Annotated in this window: 20 protein-coding genes and 2 pseudogenes; 16 read left to right on the forward strand and 6 right to left on the reverse strand. The window is 66.0% G+C overall.

Going from position 1 to position 25,617, the window contains the following annotated elements:
- Nucleotides 1-9: 9 nt before the first annotated feature.
- The 8 genes and pseudogenes from BLV94_RS44695 (at nt 10) to BLV94_RS44725 (ending at nt 10,149) form a co-directional block, all read left to right on the forward strand.
- Nucleotides 10-1,179, forward strand: coding sequence for a CaiB/BaiF CoA transferase family protein (locus tag BLV94_RS44695; RefSeq protein ID WP_072943238.1), 1,170 nt, complete (start codon nt 10-12; stop codon nt 1,177-1,179).
- 317 nt (nt 1,180-1,496) lie between these two features.
- Nucleotides 1,497-2,810, forward strand: a complete 1,314-nt coding sequence (locus tag BLV94_RS44700) for an MFS transporter (protein ID WP_083395864.1) — start codon at nt 1,497-1,499, stop codon at nt 2,808-2,810.
- Between the two features lie 104 nt (nt 2,811-2,914).
- Nucleotides 2,915-3,043 carry a hypothetical protein gene (locus BLV94_RS51660; RefSeq protein WP_255314979.1) on the forward strand — a complete coding sequence of 43 codons (129 nt, stop codon included), beginning with the start codon at nt 2,915-2,917 and terminating at the stop codon, nt 3,041-3,043.
- A gap of 93 nt (nt 3,044-3,136) precedes the next feature.
- Nucleotides 3,137-4,375: a tyrosine-type recombinase/integrase gene (locus BLV94_RS44705; RefSeq protein ID WP_244163801.1), complete on the forward strand. Its 1,239-nt coding sequence runs from the start codon at nt 3,137-3,139 to the stop codon at nt 4,373-4,375.
- Nucleotides 4,372-6,543, forward strand: a complete 2,172-nt coding sequence (locus BLV94_RS44710; protein WP_072943240.1) for a tyrosine-type recombinase/integrase — start codon at nt 4,372-4,374, stop codon at nt 6,541-6,543. Before BLV94_RS44705 ends, BLV94_RS44710 begins: the two co-directional genes overlap by 4 nt.
- Nucleotides 6,543-6,971: a DUF6262 family protein gene (locus BLV94_RS44715; protein WP_072943241.1), complete on the forward strand. Its 429-nt coding sequence runs from the start codon at nt 6,543-6,545 to the stop codon at nt 6,969-6,971. Before BLV94_RS44710 ends, BLV94_RS44715 begins: the two co-directional genes overlap by 1 nt.
- Before the next feature lie 88 nt (nt 6,972-7,059).
- Nucleotides 7,060-7,745: pseudogene (locus BLV94_RS52255) on the forward strand (IS701 family transposase); the annotation flags it as partial.
- Nucleotides 7,746-8,082: 337 nt separating this feature from the next.
- Nucleotides 8,083-10,149, forward strand: coding sequence for an FUSC family protein (locus tag BLV94_RS44725; protein ID WP_072943243.1), 2,067 nt, complete (start codon nt 8,083-8,085; stop codon nt 10,147-10,149).
- A 577-nt stretch (nt 10,150-10,726) separates the two neighbouring features.
- Here BLV94_RS44725 and BLV94_RS44735 read toward each other — a convergent pair.
- On the reverse strand, nt 10,727-11,743 hold the full coding sequence (locus BLV94_RS44735) for an NADP-dependent oxidoreductase (RefSeq protein WP_072943244.1): 1,017 nt from the start codon (nt 11,741-11,743) through the stop codon (nt 10,727-10,729).
- Between the two features lie 234 nt (nt 11,744-11,977).
- Here BLV94_RS44735 and BLV94_RS44740 point away from each other — a divergent pair, with 234 nt between their 5' ends.
- The 8 genes and pseudogenes from BLV94_RS44740 (at nt 11,978) to BLV94_RS44775 (ending at nt 19,013) form a co-directional block, all read left to right on the forward strand.
- Nucleotides 11,978-12,946, forward strand: a complete 969-nt coding sequence (locus tag BLV94_RS44740; protein WP_072943246.1) for a polysaccharide deacetylase family protein — start codon at nt 11,978-11,980, stop codon at nt 12,944-12,946.
- A 52-nt stretch (nt 12,947-12,998) separates the two neighbouring features.
- Nucleotides 12,999-14,519: a long-chain-fatty-acid--CoA ligase gene (locus BLV94_RS44745; protein WP_072943248.1), complete on the forward strand. Its 1,521-nt coding sequence runs from the start codon at nt 12,999-13,001 to the stop codon at nt 14,517-14,519.
- Nucleotides 14,520-14,629: 110 nt separating this feature from the next.
- Nucleotides 14,630-15,559, forward strand: a complete 930-nt coding sequence (locus tag BLV94_RS44750; RefSeq protein WP_244163804.1) for a helix-turn-helix transcriptional regulator — start codon at nt 14,630-14,632, stop codon at nt 15,557-15,559.
- 130 nt (nt 15,560-15,689) lie between these two features.
- Nucleotides 15,690-16,526 (forward strand): SDR family oxidoreductase, encoded by an 837-nt coding sequence (locus tag BLV94_RS44755; RefSeq protein ID WP_072943250.1) that lies wholly within the window; start codon nt 15,690-15,692, stop codon nt 16,524-16,526.
- A gap of 54 nt (nt 16,527-16,580) precedes the next feature.
- Nucleotides 16,581-16,984 (forward strand): annotated as a pseudogene (locus BLV94_RS52260) (thiolase family protein).
- Nucleotides 16,981-17,754, forward strand: coding sequence for a 3-oxoacyl-ACP reductase FabG (gene fabG / locus BLV94_RS44765; protein WP_072943252.1), 774 nt, complete (start codon nt 16,981-16,983; stop codon nt 17,752-17,754). Before BLV94_RS52260 ends, fabG begins: the two are co-directional and overlap by 4 nt.
- Nucleotides 17,751-18,206, forward strand: a complete 456-nt coding sequence (locus BLV94_RS44770) for a MaoC family dehydratase (protein WP_072943254.1) — start codon at nt 17,751-17,753, stop codon at nt 18,204-18,206. Before fabG ends, BLV94_RS44770 begins: the two co-directional genes overlap by 4 nt.
- 126 nt (nt 18,207-18,332) lie before the next feature.
- The gene (locus BLV94_RS44775) at nt 18,333-19,013 is read left to right on the forward strand and encodes a biotin/lipoyl-containing protein (protein ID WP_072943255.1); all 681 of its coding nucleotides are present in this window, start codon (nt 18,333-18,335) and stop codon (nt 19,011-19,013) included.
- Nucleotides 19,014-19,082: 69 nt separating this feature from the next.
- Here the strand turns inward: BLV94_RS44775 and BLV94_RS44780 are convergent, their stop codons facing one another.
- The 5 genes from BLV94_RS44780 to BLV94_RS44800 all read right to left on the reverse strand — a co-directional run bounded on the left by BLV94_RS44780 (nt 19,083) and on the right by BLV94_RS44800 (nt 25,267).
- A complete protein-coding gene (locus tag BLV94_RS44780) occupies nt 19,083-20,279 on the reverse strand; it encodes an MFS transporter (protein ID WP_244163805.1) in 1,197 nt (398 codons plus the stop codon).
- Nucleotides 20,280-20,389: 110 nt separating this feature from the next.
- On the reverse strand, nt 20,390-21,511 hold the full coding sequence (locus tag BLV94_RS44785) for a C45 family autoproteolytic acyltransferase/hydrolase (protein ID WP_072943257.1): 1,122 nt from the start codon (nt 21,509-21,511) through the stop codon (nt 20,390-20,392).
- Nucleotides 21,508-22,308 carry a crotonase/enoyl-CoA hydratase family protein gene (locus BLV94_RS44790; protein WP_072943259.1) on the reverse strand — a complete coding sequence of 267 codons (801 nt, stop codon included), beginning with the start codon at nt 22,306-22,308 and terminating at the stop codon, nt 21,508-21,510. Before BLV94_RS44790 ends, BLV94_RS44785 begins: the two co-directional genes overlap by 4 nt.
- Entirely contained in the window at nt 22,305-24,491 is a 2,187-nt protein-coding gene (locus tag BLV94_RS44795) for an acetate--CoA ligase family protein (protein WP_083395865.1), read from the reverse strand. The genes BLV94_RS44790 and BLV94_RS44795 overlap by 4 nt, the downstream gene beginning before the upstream one ends.
- Nucleotides 24,492-24,493: 2 nt before the next feature.
- Nucleotides 24,494-25,267 carry an enoyl-CoA hydratase/isomerase family protein gene (locus BLV94_RS44800; protein WP_072943260.1) on the reverse strand — a complete coding sequence of 258 codons (774 nt, stop codon included), beginning with the start codon at nt 25,265-25,267 and terminating at the stop codon, nt 24,494-24,496.
- Between the last annotated feature and the right edge of the window lie 350 nt (nt 25,268-25,617).

Raw genomic sequence — 25,617 nt, forward strand, 5'->3', positions numbered from 1 at the left:
GCTCCCACCATGACTCCCACCGCCCCTAGAAAAACCACGGCCCACCGCGGGCCACTGTCCGGCATCCGTGTCGTCGAACTCGGAGGCATCGGTCCCGGCCCCTTCGCCGGCATGCTGCTCGGCGACCTCGGTGCCGAGGTAATCCGCATCGACCGACCACAGGACGCGGGGAAGCCCAACCCCCACCCGATCCTGCACCGCAATCGGCGCTCGGTCACGATCGACCTCAAGCACGGGCAGGGCACCGACGTCGTACTAGCGCTGATCGACACCGCGGACGCCGTGATCGAAGGCTTCCGCCCGGGAGTCGCCGAGCGTCTGGGTATCGGACCGTATGCCCTGCTGGCGCGCAACCCGGCGTTGGCCTACGGCCGGATGACGGGCTGGGGTCAGGATGGTCCTTTGGCCGCCGAGCCGGGGCACGACATCAACTTCATCGCCCTCAGCGGGGCCCTGCACGCCATCGGGCCGGCCGACGAGCCGGTCGTGCCGCTCAACCTAATCGGTGACATGGGCGGCGGTGGCATGCTGTTGGCCTTTGGCCTGCTCGCCGGGATCCTCAGCGCGCGCAGCACAGGACGGGGCCAGGTGGTCGACGCCGCGATGACCGACGGCTCGGCCACGCTGCTGGCGATGATCCACGGTTTCCTCAACGCGGGAGGCTGGGAAGACGAACGAGAACGCAACTCGATCGACGGCGGCAGCCCCTGCTACGGGGTCTATCGCTGCGCCGACGACCGGCACGTCGCCCTCGGCATCGGGGACGAGCGGTCGTACGGGGCCCTGCTCCAGGTTCTGCGACTCGAGGACGACCCGGACTTCGCCGACCGACGCGACAGCACCGCGTGGCGAGCCATGCGCAAGACTCTCGGCGAGGTCTTCGGCAGTCGCGATCGCGATGCCTGGGAGCGCGTGTTCGCCGGCAGGGGAGCCTGTGTGACTCCCGTCCTGTCCCTGACCGAAGCCCCTCGGCATCCACACAACCACGCGCGCGGCACATTCAGGACTGGCCCCGACGGGGCAATCGAACCCGCTCCCGCGCCGCGGTTCTCCGGCACCCCGGCCGCCGAGCCGTCCCGCGCGTCGGTCATCGGCTCCGACACCGAAAACGTACTCGCCGAAGTCGGTTACGTTCCCGGCCGCATCGCCGGACTGCGGGCGCAAGGCGTGATTGCGTAGCAATACCGGCGATCAGCCCCACAACGGAGGGCCCCCGGCGGCGCCGGGGGCCCTTAACGCCCGGCGGCCCACGTGGCTGGCTCTGCGCGCGTCCGAGAACGCCATTAGTGAAGTGGTGTTCGAAAGATAATCTTCAATTTAACTGTAAGAACACGATTAAGTTAATTGTTAGTCGGGTATAGCTCTTGCTTCGGTCGGTGTGGCGTGCTTCACTCTTGAGAGGCGAAGCCCCGTGTGAGCGTCACCGCGCCGGGCAGGAATCGTGTGGGTTCGCCTCCCACCCCTCCGATAAACTCTTCATTCGAGGAAGGTCGCTCATGACTGTTGACCAGTCTTCACCGGCAGCAAAGCCGGAAGCCGCGGCGCGCGGCCCGGTGACCAGGCGTCAGGCCTGGACGATCGTCGTGCTGCTGTTCACATTCCTGCTGCTGAACTACGCTGACAAGGCGATCGTCGGCCTCGCCGGTGTCGAGATGATGCGGGATCTCCGCATCGACGCCAGCCAGTTCGGCCTCATGCAGAGCGCATTCTTCTGGCTCTTCGCCGTCGGCGCCATCCTCGGTGGGTACTTCGTCGGCAAGGTACCGGCTCGCTGGTTGCTCGGCGGCGTCGCTCTTCTATGGACCCTCAGTCTGGTCCCGATGATCTGGAGCACCAGCTTCACGGTCCTGATCATCACCCGGATTTTGCTGGGATTTGCCGAAGGGCCCAGCGCTGCCATGGCTTTCAGCGTCACCCACACCTGGTTCGCCCCGGAGAAGCGGGCCCTGCCTACCTCCATCGTCGGCGCCGGCGTCGCAGTTGGCCCGGTCGTCGCCGCGCCGGTAATCACCGCACTGATCACCAGCTTCGACTGGCATGCAGCCTTCGCGGTCGCGGCGGTGGCGGGTGCGCTGTTCGTCGTGGCCTGGCTGCTCCTCGGCCGCGAGGGCCCGGAGGTGGCCGGGCACCAGCAGTCGTCGATCGCCCTGCTGCCCGAGCACGTGCCGTTCCGGCGGCTGCTGTTCTCCGGCACCGTCATCGGGGTCACGGTGCTGTTCTTCGCCACCTTCTGCACAGCGGCAACGAAGATCAGCTGGCTGCCGCTGGCGCTGCGACAGGGCGCCGGCTACGACGCGAAGACTGCCGGCTGGCTGGTCTCGCTGACGTACCTGCTCAGCGCGGTGCTGATGATCGCCTTCGGCGCGGTCTCCCGGGCGATGACCAAGCGGGGCATGAGTGTGCGCGCCGCGCGAGGTCTGCTGCCCTGTGCACTGGTCACGGTGGGCGGCCTCAGCACCTCGGTGTGGATGGTTCCCGAACGCGGTCCGCTGCAGATCGCTCTGCTGGTAGTCGGAGCCGCCCTCGTCGTGGGGGCACAGGGGGTGGCGTGGACGCTGATCTCCGACGTCGTCCCCGCGACACAGCGCGGCACCGTGATCGGCATCATCGTCGCCTGCTACAGCATGGGTGGCGTTCTCGCGCCGCTGATGCTGGGTGGCTTCGTGACGGGCTCGGCGACTCCGCTCGCGGGCTATCAGTCAGGCTTCGCCCTGCTCGGGGGAATCCTGATCGTCGCGGGAGTGATCGGCGCGCTTCTGATCAAGCCGGAACGTGACGTCGCCGCGATGTCCGCGGCGGCTGGCAGGTAGAGCGCGCGCTCAGCTGCGCCCCGTGGTGGATTTCGATCGCATCGGATCCACCACGGGGAACGCTTGTCGACACCTCGGGGACTGAATCCACCGAAAGTCTGAGCATGAAGCTGCTGCTCGAACAAGCAGTGCACATTCCCTTGCGGACCGCCGATATCGGGCTCGCAGGCCATATCAGCAACGTGGCCGGTGTGCGAATCATCGACCTATGCCGACGTCCTATCTGGGGTTAGGTGACCACCGTCCGCAATGAATGGTGAGAGTTCTGTGCGAGGGTCGGCGTGTCTGTCGCGGACGTTCTATCCGGGGTGGATACGCTACGGGGTGTGACGACGATCGCAGGAACGGTCGGGGCGTGTTGTCGGGTGCAGCGGCTGGTCCTGCCCGGGGGTGGGGGCCACACCTGGACGGTGCTCGGCTCGGATCATCGCCCGGTGGTCCCGGCGGAGGAGTATCTGGAATATCTTCGGGCCCAGCAGGTGTCGCCGAACACGGTGAAGTCCTATGCGCGGGCGTTGGCGTTGTGGTGGCAGTTTCTGGAGCTGTTCGGGCTGGTCTGGGATGCGGTGACGTTGGAGAACTTCGGGGCGTTCCTGACGTGGTTGCGCACCGGGGACGAGCCGGGAGTGGTGTCGATCGAGCACCGTGGTGCCCGATTCGCCGAGTCGACGATCTCCGCGCGGCTGGGTGCGGTGCTGTCCTGCTACGACTATCACGTGCTCAACGGCGTGGACGTCGGCCGGGACCTGCATCGGATCACCCATCGCGGCGGCGGCCGGTACAAGCCGCTGCTCGAGCACGTCGCGCGGCGCAAGGGTCGTCGCCAGGCGGTGATCCGGGTGCGCCGCCCGGGCCGGGGGGCGCCACCGATCTTGACGCCCGAGCAGATCGAGCGGATCTGTGAGGCATGCGCGAGTTGGGATCCCGACACGCGGGAGTGGCGTGGGTCGGTGCGCAACCGACTGCTCTGGATGTTGTTGGCGGAGACGGGCGTTCGGCTGGGTGAGGCGCTCGGTTTGCAGCATCGCGATTGGCACACCGGGTGCGGTGACACCCCGTACGTCGAGGTCGTCGCCCGAGACCACCCGCATGAGGTGCGGGCCAAGAGCGGCTACCGGCGGGTGTATGTCTCCGACGAGCTGGACCGCCTCTACGGCGAGTACGTCTGGCGGTTGTGTGAGGTCGGCGCCGATCTGGCCACCGACGACTTCGACGGCACTTGCGTGTTCGTCAACCTCGACCGGGAGCCGCGGTTCGCGCCGTGGCGACCGGAGTCGGTCTACGACCTGGTGGACCGGCTGCGCCGCGAGCTGTCCGGGCAGGTGCCGCAGGCCTGGTCGCCGCACTGGATGCGGCACAGCCACGCCACGGCGCTGTTGTTGTCGGGGGTACCGGTGCACGTGGTGAGTCGACGATTGGGGCATGTCGACGTGCAGACCACGCTCAACACGTACGCGCACGTGAGCGAGGACGCCGAGATGCGGACGGTCGCCGACTGGAAGGCGTTCACCGGTGGCTGGCGAGTCGGCGCGCACCGCGACGAGCGGATCGAGTCCGGCTCGTGACCGGCGGGCGCGACGAGGCCACGATCGACTGGGTGGAAGCGGCCCGCGTCCGCTGCGACCCGCAGGCGCTGGAGAACTTGTGGGCGGCGGTGCCGGAACCGATGCGGCTGTCGTGCTTCGCCGAGTCAAGTGTCCCAACGGAATACGCGGGAGCGTTCTGCCACGACGGGACCTGGCGGGCCGGGGTGGACCTGTCGCAGCTGCCGGAGCCGATGCGCCGGGAGGTGGCGTGGTGTGTGTTCCGGATCATCGAGCTGGGCGGGAAGATCCCGACACCGGGCTTGAGCATGCTGGTGCGCCGGCTCGGTGAGGTGATCGCCGATCGTGCCGGGCGGGCGCCCGCCTCCCTGCTCGGACTGCCCGTGCGGGACTGGTGCGGGCAGATCCAGCATGCGGTGCATCGGCGCCGCGGGCGGCTGCCGGCGGCCACCACGATGAACAACATCCGCTGCCTGCTGACGCGGATGATGCGGCTGCTCGTCACCGCCTCCGATACCGGCCCGTGGTGGCAGCGAGACCGATGGAACCCGGTCGAGGACAACCAGATCCCGCTGCGCGAGCACGAGCCGATGGGCCGGTACTCGGTGCGGTTCGACCGGATCGGCACCCGCTGGCTGCGGCGCGGGCTGCAGTGGCACTGCAAGGTCGGGCTGGAGACGGGATCGTTGAGCTGGTCGACGGTGCACCGCCGGATCGTGGCGGTGGGCGAGTTCGACGGCTTCCTGGGCGGCCGCGGGGTCGAGGGGCCGTGGCTGGTCGATGGCGCCGCCGGGATGCGGGCCCTCATGCTGGAGTTCCTCGGTCATCTCCGCGCCAGGCCGGTCACCCGTGGACGCCGCACCGGCCAGCGGTTGTCACCGGCGTCGATGCAGCGCCTGGCCAGCGATGTGGAGCAGTTCTACCTATTCATGACCGACAACAAGGACGCGGCCGCCGCGGCGCTGGCCGAACCGGGCTGGCGGCGACTCGGACCCGAGCACGCCGGCTTCTACCGGCGGGGTGAGCTGCCCGGCAAGCCGCGGCCCCGGCTCGACGGTCAGGTCATCGACGACGACGCCATGACGCGGATCATGGGCGGGCTGGACCTGCTCGGCGCCGCGGTCGCCGACGGCGGGTTCGGGGACGAACAGGCCATGCGGATCACCATGCTGGTGGCGTTGTTGGGCCGGCGCGTCAGCGAGATCTGTCTGCTCGACCGCGACCCGCTGCTGCCGTTGTCGCCGACGGCCCCCGCCTCGCCGGGCGGCCCCGCCGCAGACAGTGACGAGCCGGGGCTGGTCGCCAAGCTCCGCTACCAGCAGACGAAGATCGACGGCGGGCCGGACACCATCCCGGTGCACGCCGAGGTCGTCGCGATCATCCGCGAGCAGCAACAGTGGGCGCAGCGGTTCCTCGCCGAACACGGCGCGCCCGGCAGGACCCCGAAGTACCTGTTCCTGGCCGCGCTGATGAACCGCAACGGCGACCGGCCCTACTCCGGCACCGTCCTGCGGAATCTGCTGACCGATCTGGCCGTCCGACTGGAGGTGCGTGACAGCGCCGGAGCCCTGGTCGATTTCAACCGCACCCACCGATTCCGCCACACCGTCGCCACCCGGTTGCTGAACTCCGGCGTCCCGTTGCACGTGCTGCAGCGTTACCTCGGGCACCTCACGCCGACTATGAGCATGACGTATGCGCAGACGTTGCAGTCCACCGCCGAGGCCGAGTTTCTGCGCTTCCGAAAGATCACCGCCGACGGGCGCGAGCTCGAGGTCGATTCCCGCGACCTCTACGACATGCTCGAGCTGGACAGGCGCACCGACCGGATCCTGCCCAACGGGTACTGCCTGCTGCCGCCGCGTCAGGTCTGCGGCAAGGGCAACGCCTGCCTGACCTGCGACAAGTTCGCCACCGACGCCACCTTCCTGCCCGAGCTGCAAATCCAACTCGTCCGAACCACGCAACTCATTACCGAACGCCGCGCGACGTTCGAGGCCCGCACCGGACAGCCGATGGGCGAGGACAACATCTGGCTCGCCGGACGCCACCAGGAACGCGACGCCCTCGGCCGAATCATCCTCACCCTCGGGCACACCCGGCTCGCCGACGGCACCGCCGGGGCGATACGCGGCGCCGGCGTCGAGGCTCGCACCGAGGCCATCACCGGAAAAGAGGACAACCACTGATGCGTGGCAACCCGGACAACCTCCGCCAGGCCGCCGCCCGAAAGAGCGCCGCCGCTCAGGCCCGAGCCGAGCAAGGACTGCACGAGATCATCCGCCGCAACGAGCCGATCACCTTCCGCGGCCTCGCCCGGACCGCGGGTGTCTCCCTGGACTTCCTCTACCGCTGCACCCCGATCCGCCAACGCGTCCAACAACTTCGGACTCAACAGCAGAACACACCGCCACCGGCAGCAGCGGCCCCGACCGGAGACGGAACTCCGAGCAGCGTCGTCCGCACCCTCACCGCCCAGCTCACCGAACTCAAACGGCGTCACCGTGACGAGATAGGCGCGCTCCAACAGGCGCTCGAGGCCGCGCACGGCGAGAACCTCGAACTACGTCGCCGCCTCGGCGCCCAACGCGCCCTCCACAACACCGAGACACCCTGACGCTCCTCTTGCAGACGCGTACGCAAAAGATCTACCCGTGTAAACACGCAGATTCACGCTCATTACCCCAGATAAGACGTCGGCATAGGTCGACGACACCGGGTTCTTGAAGAAGGGCACCCGCTCGGCCGGCGTGCAGCGCCAGTACTCGGGCTCCGCTGGGTGGGTGGACAATGTCAGATCGGGGTGTTCCTCGCCTACGCGAGTTCCGCTGGGCACGCGTTGATCGACCGGGAGCTGTACCTGCCCGAATCATGGACCTCTGCGGGTCTGGCTCGTCGAACGCGATATTTCCTACGTGCTGGCCACTCGCGTGGGCGACGACGTCTTTATCCCGGCGGGCACACCGGCCGGGCAGACGAGACGATCGCCGCGGTCCCGCCGAAGAGTGGCGCCGTATCTCTGCCGGCGACGGCGGGCACGGCCCGCGGGAGTATTCCTGGGTGCGGATCCCGATCCGGATCGCTTGGGCACCCGGGCGGGGGCACTGGCTGCTCGCCCGCCGATCCCTGTCGGATCCGACCGAGATCGCGGACTACATCTGCGCCGGACCCCGCCGCACCACGCTCACCGAACTCGCCGCCGCCGGCTCCTGGTGGCGGGTCGAGGAATGCTTCCAGTAGGCCCGCAGCGAGGCCGGCCTGGACCAGTATCAGGTGCGCACCTACCGTGCCTGGTACGCCCACACCACCTTGTCGATGCTCGCCCTCGCTGGCTGGCCGGGACGAAACCGAAGCAGTAGAAGGGGAATCGGGATCGACGATCAGGGCATGATCGGCTACACGGTACCTTCAGATCCGGCGACTGCTCGTGCATCTGATCCTGCGGCACGTGCACCCCGACGAGCACGTCTGGTCCTGGTCACACTGGCGGAGACGCCGACAGCACCAGGCCCGCATCTGCCATTACCGAACACGCGGACACGATCAGAAGCGATATCGTCCGAGACTGACCGCGATGGGTAGGACGCGGACACTTCCCGAATCAACGTACGGTGCATAGGATTAACGATCGGCAGGAAGTATTTCGGGATTGGGTGATATCGCAGAGCACCGCGATGTGTAGGGGTGTCATGACGGATGCGCGGGTGCTGAAGGCGCACAATCGGTGAATGGCTTTTCGGTTCGTACAGGAGACGGTCCGTTTTCTCGCGGTCTCCGATCCCGGCAGGCTGCGGCTCCGTGCCGCAACCGCCACGACGATCACCGTCGTGCTCGCGATGGTGGTGCTGCTACCGGGTTCCAACGTGATCGGCCAGCCACTCACCGTCGCGCTGCTCGGGACGGTCGTCGCGATGCAGTCCTCGGCGGCGGTCAAGGACAGGGATCAGCACAGCAGGGTGATCACGACACTGCTGCTCGTGTTTCCTGCAATCGCAGCGGTGTCGATGTCCGCGGTGCTGTCACAGTTCGGGAAGGTCGCCGATGTGGGCTTCATCGCGGTGCTCTTCGCGGCCGTCTGGGTGCGGCGCTACGGCCCCCGAGGGACGGCGCTCGGAATGGTTGCGTTCATCTGCTACTTCTTCGCGCTCTTCCTTCGGGCCGAGCCTGGGCAGATTCCCATCCTCGCCGTGTCCGTCGTCGCCGGCGTCGGTATCTCGCTCCTCGTCCGTACAGTGATCCTGCCGGACCGGCCCGGGCTCGAACTCAAACGGTTGGTTCGGGCGCTGCGGGCCGCGTCGATCGACGTGCTGGAGGTGGCGTCGAACAGGGGTGATCGGAATCTCGATCTACTCCGCAAGAAACTCGACCGGCTCGGAAGCACCGCGCTGATGATCGACGACTGGCTCGACCGCAACGATGCAGCCCAGCTCCTGAGCGTCACAAACGATGATCTGTCCGTTCGCATCTTCGACGCGCAAATCGCTACCGAACAACTCGTCAGCGCGCTGTGGGCGCTCGACCCGAACAAGTCGTGGCCGAACTCGCTGGGGCAGGCGACCACGGCACTGGGATCGTGCCTGCAGAACAATCCGTCGGACAACCAACTCCGCGCTGCCCGACGCCTCGCCACCGCGGCCGCAAACAAGTCCGATCCATCGACTCCGGAGGGTATCGCGACCGCCGTCGCGATGCGAGCAGTACAGGCACACATCGCGATCCATCACATCACCAACAATGCCCTGCGAACAGAATCCGAGCCGAGGGAGAAACCGGACGAGGCCGAAGAGGCGGACACCGGATGGAATCCGAGCACCAAAGCCGCGATCCAGGTAGCCGTCGCAACCAGCGCTGCAACGATTCTCGGTGAGCTGATCTCGCCCGACCGCTGGTACTGGGCGGTCCTGACGGCCTTCCTCGTTTTCACCGGAGCGTCTACCCGCGGTGAGATTCTCTCGCGCGCAGGCCACCGCGTCGTCGGCACCATCGCGGGAGTTCTTGCAGGAGTATTGCTGTCCGCGTTGGTCGGAAACAACCAGCCATTGCAGCTGCTCCTGCTCGTTGTCTGCGTATTCTTCGCGTTCTACCTCGTCACGGTTGCCTACGCATTGCTCTCCTTCTTCGTTACCGTCATGCTTGCGATGCTGTACGGACTGCTCGGCACATTCAGCATCGAGGTACTAGAACTGCGCATCTACGAAACGGCGGCCGGGGGAATCGTCGGAATAGCGGCGGCGTGCTTCATCTTCTCCACCGGAACGAGATCGACGCTGATCTCGAAGATCGACGACTACCTCGATCAGATGACTGCCATCATCGACACCGGTATCGGAGCCGTCGTCCAACCAGGCCACGAGACTGACCTCGTCGCCGACATCCGGAAGCTGGACAACGCGCTGAAGGACCTTGTCACGGCGGGCAAACCCTTGGAAATGGGACCGACGACGCGGACCCGTCGGGGAGCAAAACGGCTGTTGCGGATCATGACGGCCAGCAATCGGTCGTCTCATGCACTCGCCCGAGCAGGGGTCAGCGCCTCTCGCGGCGAACCGGACAGCGGACCGTCGCAGGCGACCGCGAAGGCATTGCGCCAAGCAGCCGACGTCACCAAGGCAACCATCGCCGACGTCAAACGCGCACTCGCCGGCGAGCACGTAGAGCCTCCAGAGAAACTCACCGAAACCTCGGCACCCGACGTCATGCTGCGGTCGACTACCACACCCGGGCCGGTTCGCAGTGCCGTCCGCTCGCTCAGCACCCTCAACCGCACGATGGGGGAGGCATTGACGCGTGTCTGATGGCGTCGTACACACTCCCGGGCGCTCAGCTCAGTTGTCGGATGCGGGGAGGGTGTCGGCGCATGTTCGAAGAGGGCGGGCCATCCGCGGCGTAGCCAGGTGAGAGGGCCGCGGTCGAGGTGGCTGCCTTTGATGAGGTGGGAGAGTTGCTGCTGATGATCGGGGACACCCAGTTCATGGAGTTTGGCGTAGACGGGGTTCACGGTCAGCCGATGTCGGGTGACATGTGCCCACGCCGAACTTGTGGTCCAGTTCCAGATCGGCCCGTAGGCGATCGCCCCGTCGGCGCGAACGATGATTCCGTCATCGCGGCCGCCGCGAGTGTAGGGGCAGGCGGATTCGTCGGCCCGCTCACCTATTGTTCGTCGAGCCCGAGCAGATTGTGAGCGCGTCGGGCGGGCTCGGTGGTCAACACCTTGTGCAAATCGACGGGCGTGCCGACAGGGGCGGAGTGATCCCAGTGGACGGAGTTGGCGAGGACCTGCAGTAGAGGTGGATCGGTGGGATACCTCGCCTGCGTCGGGGGCCGTATGCCGGCCGCGCGATGACGAAATGCGAAGCTCCGACTGAGGTGGTTTCAGAGGCTGGCAGTCAGATCGATGATGAGCTTGCCCGGTTGGCCGTTGGGGAACGAGTCCACGAAGGCGGCCGGCAGCTCCTCGAATCCGGGCAATACCGATTGCACGGCCTCCAACTGTCCGGAACTGATGAGTTCGCCAAGCGTGGCTTCAACCTCTGCTGCGCGGTCCATGTAGTCGAGCACGACGAATCCTTGGGTGAGGACACGCTTGGTGAGAAGCTGTCCGAAGTTGTTTGGGCCGGAGGGGCGTTCGGTCAAGTTGTAGCCGTCGATCAGGCCACACAAGGCGATGTGTGCGTGGTTGTTCAGCCGGGTGATCGATGCCTCGAACATCGGGCCCCCCGAGTTTTCGAAGAGGCGGTCGATGCCGTCCGGTGTTGCCGCCTCGAGCTGGTCCTTCCAATCAGGGGCCTTGCGGTCGACGACGGCGTCGGCGCCCAGTCGGGCCACCATCGAGCACTTCTCGGCGCCTCCTGCGATGCCGACAACCTGTGCGCCCGCCTGCTTCGCGAGTTGGACGGCCACGCTTCCGACTGCGCCAGAGGCGCCGGAGATCAAGACGGTGTGCCCTGGTTCCGGCCGCAAGATGTCGCACACTCCGGCCCACGCGGTCAGGCCCGTCATCCCGAGGACGCCAAGGTAGTGCTCCAAGGGGACGTCCTCGCGTGATGCGATTCGGTCCCAGTCAGAGCCGGGCGAGCTGACGATCTGGTGCCGTTGCCAGCCGACGAAGCCACGAACGATGTCGCCCGCGGTGAAATTGCTGTTGCGTGAGGCGGTCACGCGGGCCAGTCCGAAAGCGCGAACTGGCTCTCCGATTGCGACTGGCGGAAGATAACTCGGTCGGTCGTCGAGCCAGCCCCTGATGGCCGGATCGATCGAGATGAAGAGGGTCTCGAGTGCGACGTCGCCAGCCTTGAGTTCGGACAGGACGACGTCCTCCACTCGGAAGTCCTCCAAGCTCACGTGCCCGTGGGGGCGCTGCGCCAGGACGATCTGTTGTGATGAATTCACGGTGTGCTACTCCTTCGTCACCAACGACGGTAGAAGTCATGACAAGGCGAAACTTGGCCCTATGCGCACGGGATTCGACGAGCGCGCACAGCGCGCATCTCAATGCCGAATACGGTGCGCCTGATAAAAGCTGATGCGCGCAAACAGCCAAGACGTGATGTCCATCACTTCATAGGGTCGGTGGAAATGGGCTTCGTGTCGAGGAGTCCTCCTGGTAGATCCGGAGTCAACGCAATGAATGACACACGCGCCGACCGCCCTCTCGAGATTGCGGTCACGATCGATGACTTCGTCCTGTGGGACGGCGTTCCCATGCCGGACGACACGACTCCCACCGACATCACGCGGTCTGTGGCGAAAACGCTGAACGACTACGGACTCAAGGGCACCTACGGCTTCTCTCACACATACCGGCTCGAGAACGAGCCAGAGCAAATCGAGGCCTTCGAGGCGTGGGCCGAAGCGGGCCATCACCTGGGTAACCACACTCACCAGCACGCTCCATTGCGCTGGATGCCCGACGCGGCATTCCGACGCGATTTTGAGACGGCCGAGAAGTACATCGGTCATCTGATCGACGCCGCACCGTCGAAGTACTTCCGGTACCCCATGGACATGTCATCAGGATCCGAACGACGTCGAGGGGAAGTCGAGAACTACCTCGCAGATCTCGGCTACCGCACTGCCCCGATCACCAGTTGGTTCAGTGATTTCGCGTTCATCATGCCTTACTTCCGCGCGATGACCCTAGGCGACAAGGACGTGCAGAAGCAGGTACGCGACCTGCACGTGTCGACCGCGGTTGACATGCTCTACAAGCACGCGGACACCGCGCACACCCTGTTCGGTGCCGACGCGCCCCTCATCTGGCTCGTACACGGCACCACGATCTCTCGTGACACCCTCGCTCCGATCCTGGAGGCATTCCTCGAGCGTGGCGTGGAGTTTGTAACCCTCGATGAGGCGATGAAGCATCCGGTGAACTTCGGGAAGCCGCCGTGTAATGAGAGCTTCACCAACCAACTACAGAGATTCGCGCTTGCTGCGGGCTTGCCGAAACCTGAACTCGACTTCGAGCGGCTTGCCGAGATCCTGAACCTCGCGCCCATTCCCGGCCTCGACACGATGGCGACTTACGAAGAGCGCATGTTCAAGCCGTTGGCAAAGCGGGTGGGAGCTGAATACGACTGGGATTGGTCCTGAGTCGGCAATCCACATTCACAACGTCACACCGTCATCATCTGAAAGCAGGATCATGCTCAACCTGGCCACCATGCTTGCCGACACTGCTCGACGCACTCCCAGCAGAACCGCTGTCATCGAAGGTGACCGAACCCTCACCTTCGGTGAAATCGATGCGGCTGCGAACAGTGTTGCCCAATATCTTCTCTCCCTGGGGTTGCGCTCAGGCGACCGCGTTGCCCTGACGATCGCGAATGTTGTCGAGTTTCCGATTGTCTACTTCGGCATCCTCAAGGCCGGTGGAGCCGTCGTGCCGCTCAACACGATGCTCAAGCGGGAGGAGGTTGCCTACCACCTCCGTGACTCGGGCGCGACGGCATACTTCTGTACCGTGCCGGGGCTCGACGACGAGGCGTGGCGCGGATTCCAGGACGTCGAATCCTGCGAGCAACTGGTCACCCTTGGCCCCGCTTTGCTCGATGAGCCAGGCGTGGGAACAACCTTGGCTGAGGCATTGGCCGAACACCCCGCGGAAGACGTCCTGCAGGTGACCGAGGCAACGGACACAGCGGTGGTCCTGTACACGAGCGGGACGACCGGCAAGCCGAAGGGGGCGGAGCTCTCCCACGCCAACATGGTCCTCAACGCCATCGGGCATAACCAACTGCTCGACGCCCGCGCCGACGACGTACACCTGGTCACTCTTCCGCTCTTCCACTCCTTCGCACAGACCGTACAGCTGAACGCCGGCTTCGCAATGGGTGCCACCCTGGTCCTGCTGCCACGATTCGACGCAGCCGAGGCCCTGGCGTTGATCACGCAGCACCGGGTGACAGTCTTCGCCGGTGTCCCGACGATGTACTGGGCTCTGCTCAATAGGGCCGCTGACGGAATAGACGTTGACCTCGCCGGTCTCCTGCGAATCGCGCTGTCCGGCGCAGCTGCCATGCCCGTCGATGTGCTGGAGCGGTTCCGGGATGTCTTCGGTGTCGGGATCCGGGAAGGCTACGGACTCTCCGAAACCAGTCCCACCGTCACGTTCAACCCGCTCGACCAACCAAACCGGTCGGGATCGATCGGCAAACCGATCTGGGGGGTAGAGGTGAAGCTCATCGACGATCACTGGAACGAGGTCCCCGCCGGGGAGCCAGGAGAACTCGCCGTACGTGGATACAACGTGATGAAGGGATACCTGGGGCGGCCCGAGGCGACAAAGGAAGTGATCCGCGAGGGCTGGTTCCGCACGGGCGATATCGCAACGCGAGACGAGGACGGCTACTACTTCATCGTCGATCGCGCCAAGGACTTGATCGTGCGGGGAGGCTTCAACATCTACCCGCGCGAGCTCGAGGAGGTGCTCACCGGCCATCCAGAGGTCAGCCTCGTGGCCGTCGTCGGACTCCCCGACGAGCGAATCGGTGAGGAAGTGAAAGCCTTCGTCGTCCGCGAGCCCGGATCGGAGTTGAAGGAGGAAGACCTGATCGGCTGGTCACGGGAACGGTTGGCGGCTTACAAGTACCCGCGCCTGGTGGAGTTCAGGGACACCTTGCCAATGAACGCGACAGGAAAGCTCCTCAAGCGGGCTCTGCGATGATCACGCCGTTGGCGTGGGCGCCGGCGCACGCTAGCGTCGACGGTGGCGTGAGTCGCAGTTTCGGCATACCGGTGTGAGAAGGTGTTGTGACCTTGTATTCCGTCGATACGTTGCGCAGCAACGAGCACGACCAGCGCGAGCGCGGTGATTGGTGGCGCGATCAGGTCTCGTCGATCCACTGTCCGATGGCCTTCTCCCTTGCGGACAGCTACCAGGGAACCCTTCAGCATCAATATTCGGACACGTACCAGCTAGTTCGTTGGTGGGGCGAAGCGGAGGTCCTCTCCCGCACGGCAGCCGACATCCGCAGACATCCACATGGCGCCTACGAACTGCTCCTACCGGTCCGGGGTGAAGTGATCCTCGAGCAGGATCGTCGTGAAGCCACGATCACACCGGCGGTCATGGCTCTCACGTCGCTGGACACCGCGACTGTTCTGCGCCATGGTGACGGCTTCTCCTCCGTTGCATTCGTGATTCCCCGTGACCGGATCGAGGCGCGGGTGCCGACATTGCCGCACGCCGGCACCGTCCTCGATGCGACATCCGGACTGGGGCGCATCGTTGTCGACGTGGTCAGTAGTCTGCGCAGGGAGCGGCACGAGCTCACCGGTAGTCAATTCGACGCGATCGCCGACCGAATCGTCGATCTCGTGGCGCTCGCCTACAACGCAGACACGGCCGCCCCCTCCGTCGATGTTCAGGAAGGGTTGGTCACCGCGATCCGACGCTTTGTTCGAGAGAATGCGCACGACCCGAACCTCACAGGTGCCGTGGTCGCGACGCGTCTCGGCTGGTCGCTCCGGCACGTTCAGGCCCAGTTGCAGCGGATTGGGACAACGCCGTCGGACCTCATCCGAGAGGAGCGTCTGGCGTTGGCCCGGTTGCGTCTTCAGGACCGTGGCTGGAGCCACCAGAGCGTGACTCAGGTGGCATACTCGTCAGGATTCGGCGACCTCAGCACCTTCAGTAATGCGTACCGGCGGGCCTTCGGTGAGCGCCCGTCCGACACACGTTCTGCGGCAGCCGAAAACGACTGAATCAGCAGACCCGCGGGCCCGCTCGACGACCAGGCTTGCCCGCGGCTCCGCTCATGTCTACTGCGCGCGACGCAAGCGAAGTGCGCTGACCTCCAAGAGATAACGTCAATGCGGTCCTAGCGTAGATAATATGAATAGTGCAACCACCTCCGAAGTGCGACCGGCACCCGACACCCTCTTCTCTGTCGCCGGGAGGACCGCCGTCGTAACCGGTGGCTCACGAGGGATCGGCGCCATGATCGCCCGCGGCCTGGTACAGGGCGGTGCCCACGTTGTCATCACCAGCCGAAAGGAAGAACAGTGCCGCGCGACGGCCGAAGCCATCAATGCCGGGGCAGACGCTGCGGGAACGACAGGACGCTGCACCCCCGTCGCCAGTGACCTGTCGTCGGCCGAAGGGGTGACCGGTCTGGTCGACTGGCTGGGCGAGCACCTGACAAGCATCGACATCCTGGTGAACAATGCCGGGGCCACCTGGGGTGCGCCACTTGAAGAGTTTCCCCTCATCGGTTGGACGAAGGTGCTCAACACCAACCTTGTCGCTCCGTTCTACCTCATCACGGGAACGCTTCCGCTTCTGCGCAATGCGGCACGCCCCGACCGGCCCGCTCATGTCATCAACATCGGCAGCGTGGATGCCTTGACTACACCTAGCTGGGAGAACTACTCCTACAGTGCGAGCAAAGCCGGTCTGCACATGGTCACCCGCCATTTAGCCAAGCAACTGGCATCCGACAGTATTACCGTCAACGCGATCGCCCCCGGGCCTGTCTTGACGGACATGCTCGGACACGTCGCGGCGGATCCAGAGGTCGAGGCAGAGCTCGTCGGGCGCGTCCCACTGGGCCGCTACGGACAAACCGACGACCTGATCGGCACGGTCCGGTTCTTGGCCTCCCGTGCCGGCTCTTATCTGACCGGCACCATCATTCCGCTCGACGGCGGGATCTCCGGCTGCGCCGGCTGAACCTTCGCCTCCATCTTCTTCCACGTACAGCAATCACCGATTGAAGGAACAACCATGCCTGAAGTTGTCATCGTCGCCACCGCACGTTCGCCGATCGGTAGAGCGATCGAGGACTCATTGAAGGACATTCGGCCCGATGACCTCCCCGTCCAGATGGTCACGGCCGCGTTGGCGAAAGTACCTGCACTCCATCCAAGCGACATCGACGACCTCATGCTCGGTGTCGGCGAACAGCGACTGAACGTCAGCGGTGGGCCATCGCCATGGGCCACCCGTTCGGCATGACCGGTGCGCGGACCACCAGCACCCTCATCAACTTACTGCAGACGCACGACAAGCAGTTCGGCCTCGAAACCATGTGCGTAGGCGGAGGACAGGGCATGGCACTGATCCTCGAATGCTCACCTGACCCGAAGTCACATCGATCCAATCCTCGAGAGGTACCCCCAATCTCGTGAACACATCACCCCATCCCGAACACCGCCGCACCGCAATCGTCACCGGTGCTGCACGGGGAATCGGCGCCGCCGTCGCGCAGCGGCTCGCAGCAGACGGCCACGCTGTCGCCGTCCTCGACCTCGAGGAGGCCGCCGCCCAGTACGTGGTCGACACGATCACCCAGGCCGGAGGAACCGCACTTGCTGTCGGCGCAGACGTCTCCAACGGAACTGGTGTCGAGAAGGCAGTGGATAAGATCACAACGGAACTCGGAGCGCCGGTCGTTCTGATCAACAACGCCGGCGTCACCCGCGACAATCTTCTGTTCAAAATGTCGGCCACCGACTGGGATACCGTCATGAACGTCCACTTGCGTGGCTCGTTCCTGATGACGAGAGAGGTTCAGGGACACATGACTCAGGCCGGTTTTGGGCGAATCATCAACCTCTCGAGCGTGTCGGCGCTCGGAAACCGCGGTCAAGCGAACTACGCCGCAGCCAAAGCCGGGCTGCAAGGTTTCACCAAAACTCTAGCCCTCGAACTCGGCAAATTCGGCGTCACCGCCAACGCCGTTGCTCCCGGTTTCATCGAGACCGAGATGACAGCCGCGACGGCAGCACGAATGGGAATGAAGTTCGACGATCTCAAGAAGAGGGTGGCCGCCGACATCCCCGTCGCCCGAGTCGGGGTCCCCGACGACATCGCACACGCGATCTCATTCCTTGCGAGTGAGGGAGCCGGATTCGTCTCCGGGCAGGTTCTCTACATCGCCGGAGGGCCCAAGGTATGAAAACACTCAACGGAATCGACGGACTGCACGCGGTGGCGAACACCCGGATCGGCTACTCGTCATGGCACACCCTCACCCAGGAGAAAATCGACGCGTTCGCTGACGCGACAGGTGACCACCAGTGGATTCACGTCGATCCCTCACGGGCTGCTGACGGACCGTTCGGCGCCACCATCGCCCACGGACATCTGCTGACCTCGATGATCCCGATGCTTGTATGGGAGGTCTACGCCGTCGACGGCGTCCGAATGGGAATCAACTACGGGTCGAACAAGGTTCGATTCCCAGCACCCGTCCCCGTCGGCTCGCGGATTCGGGCCGCGGTTGACATAGTAAACGTTGAAACCGTCCCCTCGGGCGTCCAGGTTGTCACGGCCGTCACGATCGAACGCGAGAATGCCGACAAGCCGGTTTGTATTGCAGAGATTGTCAGCATCTACGTTCCGAATTAACCTCGCAGACTTGCGAAATCCCCACCGGAGAGATTGCACGCTGACAAATGATCGACGGGGGGCCACACCCGCATGGGGTGACATCTGACCTGTGAAAATCAGTCTTCACGCTGAAAGGATGCTGCAATGCCGAAGCCGTTCCCCGAGGGTTCCACCGCCCGCAAGCGCGAAGCTCCGCTGAATCAGATCGCCGCGACCACCGTGGTGCTGCCGTCGCTCGGTGAGAACGTCACCGAGGCGACCATCACCCGCTGGCTCACATCGCGAGGTGACCGCATCGAAGAGGGGGAACCGGTGCTCGAGGTGTCCACCGACAAGGTCGACACCGAGGTCCCGTTGCCGACGGCCGGGATTCTCGTCGACATCCTCGCTTCAGAGGACACTGTCGTCGAGGTCGGTGGCCCGCTGGCGATGATCGGAGCGAACGCCGCGGGGGTGACTCTGCCGGAACCTGCGCCCATCGTCGAACCGGTCACGGTGTCCGGCGCGGACCGCGTCGAGAAGCTGCCGCGGATCCGTCGCACCATCGCCCGGAGAATGGTCGAATCCCTCCACACCTCGGCGCAATTGACGACAGTCGTCGAGATCGATGTCACCGGGATCGCCCGCGTGCGGGACCGGGAGAAGGCGGTGCTCCACGCACGCACAGGTATGAAGCTGTCGTTCCCGCCGTTCTTCGTGGCCGACGCGGTCGAAGCGCTCGGCGACCATCCGGTGATCAACCTCACCACGGTGCGGCAACGGCTGGAAACGGGCTTTGGCCTGCAGCTCTGCATCAAGCACAGGTTGAACTCGAACCAAACCTGACGATCTCCGTTTGTCTCAATCGATCTGGGCCAACGCGCGAGCGAGACGGACCAGTTGTTGCCGCTGCTGTCACTCGTCCTTCGGCGAGACGAAACCGAGATGGCGGCGCAGCGGTGCGGCCGCGGTCCCGGCGCCGACGACGAGGGTGAGCGCGGCGATGGCGCCGAACCCGGCGGTGAGTGTGGCGACCGCGGCGACGCCTCCGACGAGTAGAGGTCCTCCTGCGTCGCCGAGTTCGCGTCCGAGTTCGGCGGCACCCATGGTCTGTCCCATCCTCTCGTCGGGAGTCGAGCCGGCCAGCGCCGCAAAAGCCAGCGGGGTGATCAGTCCCGTGCCGGTGCCGATGACCACTGCGGAGAGCAGCACACCGAGCAAACCGGGGATCATCGCGCACCCGAGTCCGGTGGCGGTGATCAGCAGGCCCAGCGCGGTTCCGGTGCCGGCCGAGATGCGACCTGCGTCCAGTGCCCGCCCGGCTCGCGGCTGCACGAGGGCGGCGCAGGCGGCGAGGACGGACACGGCAGCGCCGGTCGCCTCCGAGCCCATCCCGGCGGCGGCGCCGCTGACGGGCAGGAATCCCACTCCCACGGACAGCGCCGAGGTTGCGAACGCGAGTGCGAGGGTGGGCCGGAGAAACGTCCGATCCGTCAGGCGGCGTGCCAGGTCCAGGACGGTCTGTCGGTCGCGCGGCAGGGGCGGCAGGGCGGGCACCACGCGCGCCGCCCATGCCGCGATGGTGAGCGCGAGGGCGGTCATCACCGCGAACAGCAGTGTGAGGCCGCTGAGCCACACCAGCACGCCGCCCAGCAGTGGGCCGAGCGTGTAGCCGAGGCTCTTGTAGAAGCCGTATGTTCCGAACGCGGTGCCGTGCCCGGCTTTCGGGGTCATCCGTGCGACCAGCGCACTTGCGGCCGGGGAAAACGCGGACGCGGCGGCGCCCTGCCCGAGCCGGGCCGACCACAGCCAGTCCGAGTCGCCGACCACGACGAACAGGGCGGAGGCCGCGGCGAATCCGAGGAGGCCACCGAGGAGGACCGGTCGGGCACCGATCCGGTCGGCGAGGGTCCCGAACACGGGTTTGAGCACTACCTCGGCGCCGTCGTACAGCGCCAGCAGCAGACCGAGATACAGGAGGGAGCCGGCCGGGTCCTCGAGGTCGAAGGCGAGGTTCGCCGCGACGGCATGCGCTCCGAAGGCCGTGGTGAAACCGGCCGCGTACAGCGGCCACATCCGCCACCGCGCGGCTGGTGACGCGGCGCCGGTCATGGCCGTTCGCTGTCGGCGGCGGGTTCCGTCAGCCAGCGCGCTCCGGTTCCCTCACTCGTCACCAGGAAAATGTAGCAGCGGCTACATCGGACGAAGTCCTGAGCGTTACGTCACTCGGTCGCCGATCGTTCAGTGGAGGGCGGTCCCGCGACGAAGTCGGCCAGCGACAGTGAGGCTGTTCGGTCGTGTCGGTTGCGAATGAAGATGGTTTGGTCGGTCAGGTTGGTCACGGTGGTGCACAGGGTGGCGAGGGGGTCGTCGCCCGCGGCGGTGCGGTGGACGCCGGTGGGAACGGGGGATCCGGCCAGGACTCGGTCGAACCAGTCGACGCCGGGTTCGAGGGCCGGGGTGATGTTTTCGAGGACCCTGCCCCGAGCAAGACTCTCGTCGCGCTGCCCGAGATTGGCGGTGGCGGCTCCAGCCGGCGCCCGGTCCGGTGGGTCGGGCATGAACCGGATGTGGTTGGTGTGCCATTCGAATGCTCTGTCGGGTGGGAGTTCACGGACGGCGTGACGCCCCGCGGCGGTTTCGACGACTGCGGCGCGACCGGTGTGGGTATCGCCGATCGTGTAGGCGAAGCCGCCGGCGCTGGGGTGGGTGCGCAGAAAGTCGACGGCGTCGGTGAAGGTGGTGCACTGCTGCAGTCGGCGGGCGACGAAATGGCGGCCGGGGGCGGCGATCGGAGTGGTGACCTGGATGTGGTTGATGCCCCACACCAGTCCTGCGGCGTTGGCGGCGAGTGTGTTGGAAGGCAGGAACCCGGGGTACCACTGCACGGTGACCGGTAGGTCACCGTCGATGTGGAGGGTCAGGAGCATGAAGTGTCCGTCGAGGGCGGGGGCGCCGTCCTCGTTGTGCGCGATGAAAGACGATGTGCCGCGCCAGGCGAGGTCCGTGCAGCCGGTGCCGTCGTCGACGCCGAGGTCGCCGCGCAGATTGGCCAGCAGCAAATCCTCGTAGGGCAGCGTGGCGCCGGCCGCGAGCGCACGCAGCTCGGCGGCGAGGTGCGGGTACGCCTGTTCGGTGGCTGCCGCCACATCGGCCAGGATGCGTCGTCCGCGACCACTGCGGGTGAAGACTTGCAGGCCTTCGCGTTCGGGCAACTGTTTCTGCACGGCGGTGATCGAGGCGCGGGCGTACTCACCCAGCAGGGTGAACGCGGCGATGCGTTCACCCGTCACCACCACCCATCGCAGTCCGGCGACCGTGGTCTCGTCGATACGGGCGTTCATCGTCCGCTGAACTGCGGGGCTCGCCGTTCGAGCATGGCCCCGACAGCCTCGTGGTGGTCTTCGGTGTGATGCGCAACAGCCTGCATGGCCGCCGACAGCTCGAGGATGCTCTCGAGGCTCTGGTGCTGCCCTTCGCACAGCAACCGCTTGGTCATCCGCAGCACGTGCGGCGGGTTCGCCGACACCCGGGACGCGAGTTCGTGGGCGGCGGTCAGAAGGTGCTCGGGCTCGGTGACCGCGGAGATCATGCCCCACTCGAGTGCGGTCTGCGCGTCGATCGCCTCACCCGTGAAGGCCATCTCACTTGCCCGGGCCATGCCGATGGCACGGGGCAGCAGCCAGGCGCCTCCGTCGCCGGGAATGATGCCGACCTTGACGAAGCTTTCGGCGAACTGCGCGGTGGTCGAGGCGATCCGCAGGTCGCACATCATTGCCAGGTCGCAGCCGGCGCCGATGGCTGCCCCGTTCACGGCGGCGATCGTCGGGATCTCACAGTGGTACAGCGCTTTCGGGAGGCGCTGGATGCCGTGCCGGTATCCCTGCCGCAGTTCTGCGGGGGACCCGCCGAACATGCCTTCCTTGTCGCGCATGTGTTTGACGTTGCCGCCGGAGGAGAACGCGGAGCCGGCGCCGGTGAGGATCGCCACCCGCACGCTGGGGTCGCGGTTGACCGCGGTGACGGCCTCCTCGAGCGCGTCGATGGTGTCGGCCTCGGAGATGGGATTCCGGGCCTCGGGGTTGTTGAGGGTCCAGACGACGGTGTCGCCGGTGCGGTCGGTCAGCAGGGGGTCGCTCATGCGTGTTCTCCAGAAAGATTGTCGGACAAGACGATACGCACGTCCACGGGGACGATCCCGGTGTTCGAGGCGATGACGGGGTTGAGATCGAGCTCGCCGATCTCGGGGTGTGCTGCAACGATGTCACCGACGTGGACGAGGAACCTGGCCAGCGCAGTCCGGTCGATCACCGGAAGGTGGCGGTAGCCGTCGAGCATGCGGGAGGCGATGGTCTCGTCGATCATCTCGTGGGCTTCGATCTCGGTGAACGGCGCCGCGCGGAAGGTGACGTCCTCGAGGGCTTCGACCATCACACCACCGCTGCCGAATGCCACCACCGGGCCGAAGATCGGGTCGTGGGTGGCGCCGACGAGGAGTTCGACGCCCTGATCGGCCATAGGGGTGACGACGATGCCGTCGATCACTGCGCCGCACACGTTCTCGGTGACCGCGTCGATGATCGCCTGTGCATTCTCCGCGGCGGTGGCGCCGACCACGTTCAGTTTCACGCCACCGACGTCGGACTTGTGGATCACTTGCGGCGAGACGATCTTCAGTGCACACGGCCGCCAGTATCCGACGACCGCGGTGACGACCTCGTCGACGGTGCGGGCGAAGGTCCATCCGCCGATGTCGACCCCGGCGTCCTCGACGAAGGCGCGGGCGGTCGGCTCGTCCAGAATTCCCGTTCCCACCGCAGCACGCGGTGCGGGGGCGGGCAAGGTGAGGGGCGAACGTTGCGACGCCGTGGCCAGTCGTCGTCCGCGCCGGTCCAGGGCGGCGACCACCCGGACGGCGTGGTCGATGGAACTGATCACCGGGACCCCACCGGCGCGCAGGCGGTCGTGGTTGGAGACAGTGTCCCCGGCGTAACAACTCTGCACCAGCAGGGGAACCCGGTGGGCGGTGGTCAGCTCGAGGAGCCTGTCGGCGGTGGCGTCCTCGGCGTCTGTCAGGCTGGCGTCGAACCGCAGGTGATAACCGCCGTACAGTCCCACGATCAGCACCAATCCGACCGCCGGATCCCGCATCAGGGCGTCCACCGCGTCGGCGAACACCGTGGGATCGGCGTCGGTGGCCCCGGCCACGTCGACGGGGTTGACCACCGACGCCGGCCCGCCGAGCAGATCACGCAGGACCCGCTGGGTCTGGTCACCGATCTGCGCGAGTTCGATTCCGCGCGCGGTCAGTGCGTCGGCGGCCAGGGTGGCGTGGCCGCCGCCGTCGGACAGGATTGCAACCTTGCGGCCGGACGCGATCGGCGCGGTGGTGGACATTGCTCCTGCCACGACGGCCAGTTCGTCCGAGCGGTCTACCAATTCCGCACCGGCCTGGCGCAGCACCGCGGTGGCGACAGCGTCCGAACCGGCGATCGACCCGGTGTGAGAGAGCGCGGTGCGCTGCCCGACCTCGGAGCGGCCGCCGCGCAGTACCACCACCGGCTTCTCCCGCACCGCGCTCGCCGCGGCGACCAGGAACGCCCGGCCGTCCGCGAAACCCTCCGAGTGGATGGCGACGGCACCGGTGCCGGTGTCGCGGGCGAGTTCGGTGACACATTCGTCGTAGCGGACATCGGCCTGGTTGCCGAGGCCGACGTAGGCGTGGAAGCCGGGACCTTTCAGAGCGCGGTTGTCGTTGACCATGGACAGCAGCATGTTTCCGCTCTGGGTGACCACGCTGATCGGGCCCATGGGCACGTTCTGCAGGCCCACCAGGTTCGCGCCGGTGGAGACGTTGAGCATCCCGGAGGTATTCGGACCGATCACCCGCACACCGGTCTCGGCGATCGCTCGCGCGAGGTCGGCGTCGAGGTCGGCCCCGGAGTCTCCGGTTTCCTTGAATCCATTGGCCAGCACCACCACTCCGGCGATGCCGACCGCCGCGCACTCGCGCACGGCGTCGGGTACGGCGGCGCCGGGTAGGGCGATGAGGGCGACGTCGACGCCGTAGGGCAGTCCGTCGATCGAGGGGACGACCTCGAGTCCGAGGATCTCGGTTGCATTCGGGTTGACCGGGTACACCGGGTGCTCGTACCCGGCCTGCTGCAGCGCGCGCACGGCCTGGAAGCCGCGCTTGGTCGGGCTGGTCGAGGCGCCGACGATCGCGATGGAGCGAGGATCGAAGAGGCGCTGGAGCGCCGTGCGGGTTCCGGCCCGCGGGGCGGGAGCGACCGCGGCGGGGGAGGGCTGAGCCATCGTTGTCATCGCTACTTTCCCTCGAAGATCGGGGCGCGGCGCTCGGCGAATGCGGCCACACCTTCGGCCCAGTCCTGTGTGCTCATCAGCGCCAGCAACTCCTGCGGCTCGGTCTCGAGGACGATGTCGAGGGGGTCGTTACGCCGCAGCGCTGCCTTCATCCGGGCGAGCGAGAGCGGGGCCTTCCCGGCGAGGGTGTCGGCGAGCGCGTACGCCGCGTCCAGTAGCTCATCCGCGATGACGGCCGAGTGCGCCAGTCCCCACTCCAGCGCCTGGGCGCCGGTGAAGCGTTCGCCGAGGATCAGCATGTCAGTGGCCCGCCGCAGTCCGACGAGGCGGGGGAGTCGGTTGGTGACACCCCCGCCGACGAAGGTGCCGATGCCGACCTCGGGAAAGCCCATCTGGGCGTCCTCGGCGACGACGAGGAAGTCGGCGCTGACCGCCATTTCCGCGCCGGCACCGAGTGCGTATCCGTTGACCGCGGCAACGACCGGGGTGTCCATCGTCTGAATCTGCTCGCAGACTCTCTGGCCGAGGTCGAGGTAGTGGGCCTGCTCTTCCCGGCTGCGGGTGCCGGACTTGTGGGCCTTCAAATCGGCGCCGACACAGAACGCGCGGCCTGCGCCGGTGATCACGACCGCGCGCACGTCCGGATCGGAATCCGCCGCGACCAGTTCGTCGATCAGCGTCTGGTACAGCTCCTCGCTCACCGCGTTGAGGCGGTCGGGGCGGTTCAGGGCCAGGGTCGCGGTCGAACCCGAACGGGTTGCCAGGACGGTCGTCATCGTCTCACGTCACTTTCTCGTCGATCTGGTTGTAATGCGTTGTCCCGCTGACGGTGTGGCCGCAGGGGTGCTGCCGGTCGCGGTGCTTCCGGGAAGGGTTCCTGTCATCCATACAACCGCATCGCCGCGGCAGATGCAAGTAAAATTGCACGTTGATGTGAAATTGCAATTCGACAGCATGACAAGCCGGTTGCGATCCCGTCTCCCGTTGTGGCGCCTGGTGATTCGAGTCGTGGCGCGGGCTCTCGCCTTCGCGGCGAACTTCATTTCGAGTGTCATCCGCGACCTGATCTTTCGGCGTTCGGGCTGGTGGGGGCGCATTTCTGCGAACGCGACCTGAAAATTGCATC

It is taken from the genome of Rhodococcus koreensis (genome assembly GCF_900105905.1).
In the GTDB taxonomy this organism is placed as follows: Bacteria; Actinomycetota; Actinomycetes; order Mycobacteriales; family Mycobacteriaceae; genus Rhodococcus_F; species Rhodococcus_F koreensis.

Excerpts from the sequence above, each read along its gene's own strand:
- BLV94_RS44715 (WP_072943241.1), top strand. The coding sequence starts at position 6,543 with ATGCGTGGCAACCCGGACAACCTCCGCCAGGCCGCCGCCCGAAAGAGC.
- BLV94_RS44770 (WP_072943254.1), top strand. The coding sequence starts at position 17,751 with ATGAAAACACTCAACGGAATCGACGGACTGCACGCGGTGGCGAACACC.
- BLV94_RS44745 (WP_072943248.1), top strand. The coding sequence starts at position 12,999 with ATGCTCAACCTGGCCACCATGCTTGCCGACACTGCTCGACGCACTCCC.
- BLV94_RS44785 (WP_072943257.1), bottom strand. The coding sequence starts at position 21,511 with ATGAACGCCCGTATCGACGAGACCACGGTCGCCGGACTGCGATGGGTG.
- BLV94_RS44780 (WP_244163805.1), bottom strand. The coding sequence starts at position 20,279 with ATGACCGGCGCCGCGTCACCAGCCGCGCGGTGGCGGATGTGGCCGCTG.
- BLV94_RS44740 (WP_072943246.1), top strand. The coding sequence starts at position 11,978 with ATGAATGACACACGCGCCGACCGCCCTCTCGAGATTGCGGTCACGATC.
- BLV94_RS44800 (WP_072943260.1), bottom strand. The coding sequence starts at position 25,267 with ATGACGACCGTCCTGGCAACCCGTTCGGGTTCGACCGCGACCCTGGCC.
- BLV94_RS44725 (WP_072943243.1), top strand. The coding sequence starts at position 8,083 with ATGGCTTTTCGGTTCGTACAGGAGACGGTCCGTTTTCTCGCGGTCTCC.
- BLV94_RS44695 (WP_072943238.1), top strand. The coding sequence starts at position 10 with ATGACTCCCACCGCCCCTAGAAAAACCACGGCCCACCGCGGGCCACTG.
- BLV94_RS44755 (WP_072943250.1), top strand. The coding sequence starts at position 15,690 with ATGAATAGTGCAACCACCTCCGAAGTGCGACCGGCACCCGACACCCTC.
- BLV94_RS44700 (WP_083395864.1), top strand. The coding sequence starts at position 1,497 with ATGACTGTTGACCAGTCTTCACCGGCAGCAAAGCCGGAAGCCGCGGCG.
- BLV94_RS44790 (WP_072943259.1), bottom strand. The coding sequence starts at position 22,308 with ATGAGCGACCCCCTGCTGACCGACCGCACCGGCGACACCGTCGTCTGG.
- BLV94_RS44775 (WP_072943255.1), top strand. The coding sequence starts at position 18,333 with ATGCCGAAGCCGTTCCCCGAGGGTTCCACCGCCCGCAAGCGCGAAGCT.
- BLV94_RS44795 (WP_083395865.1), bottom strand. The coding sequence starts at position 24,491 with ATGACAACGATGGCTCAGCCCTCCCCCGCCGCGGTCGCTCCCGCCCCG.
- BLV94_RS51660 (WP_255314979.1), top strand. The coding sequence starts at position 2,915 with ATGAAGCTGCTGCTCGAACAAGCAGTGCACATTCCCTTGCGGACCGCC.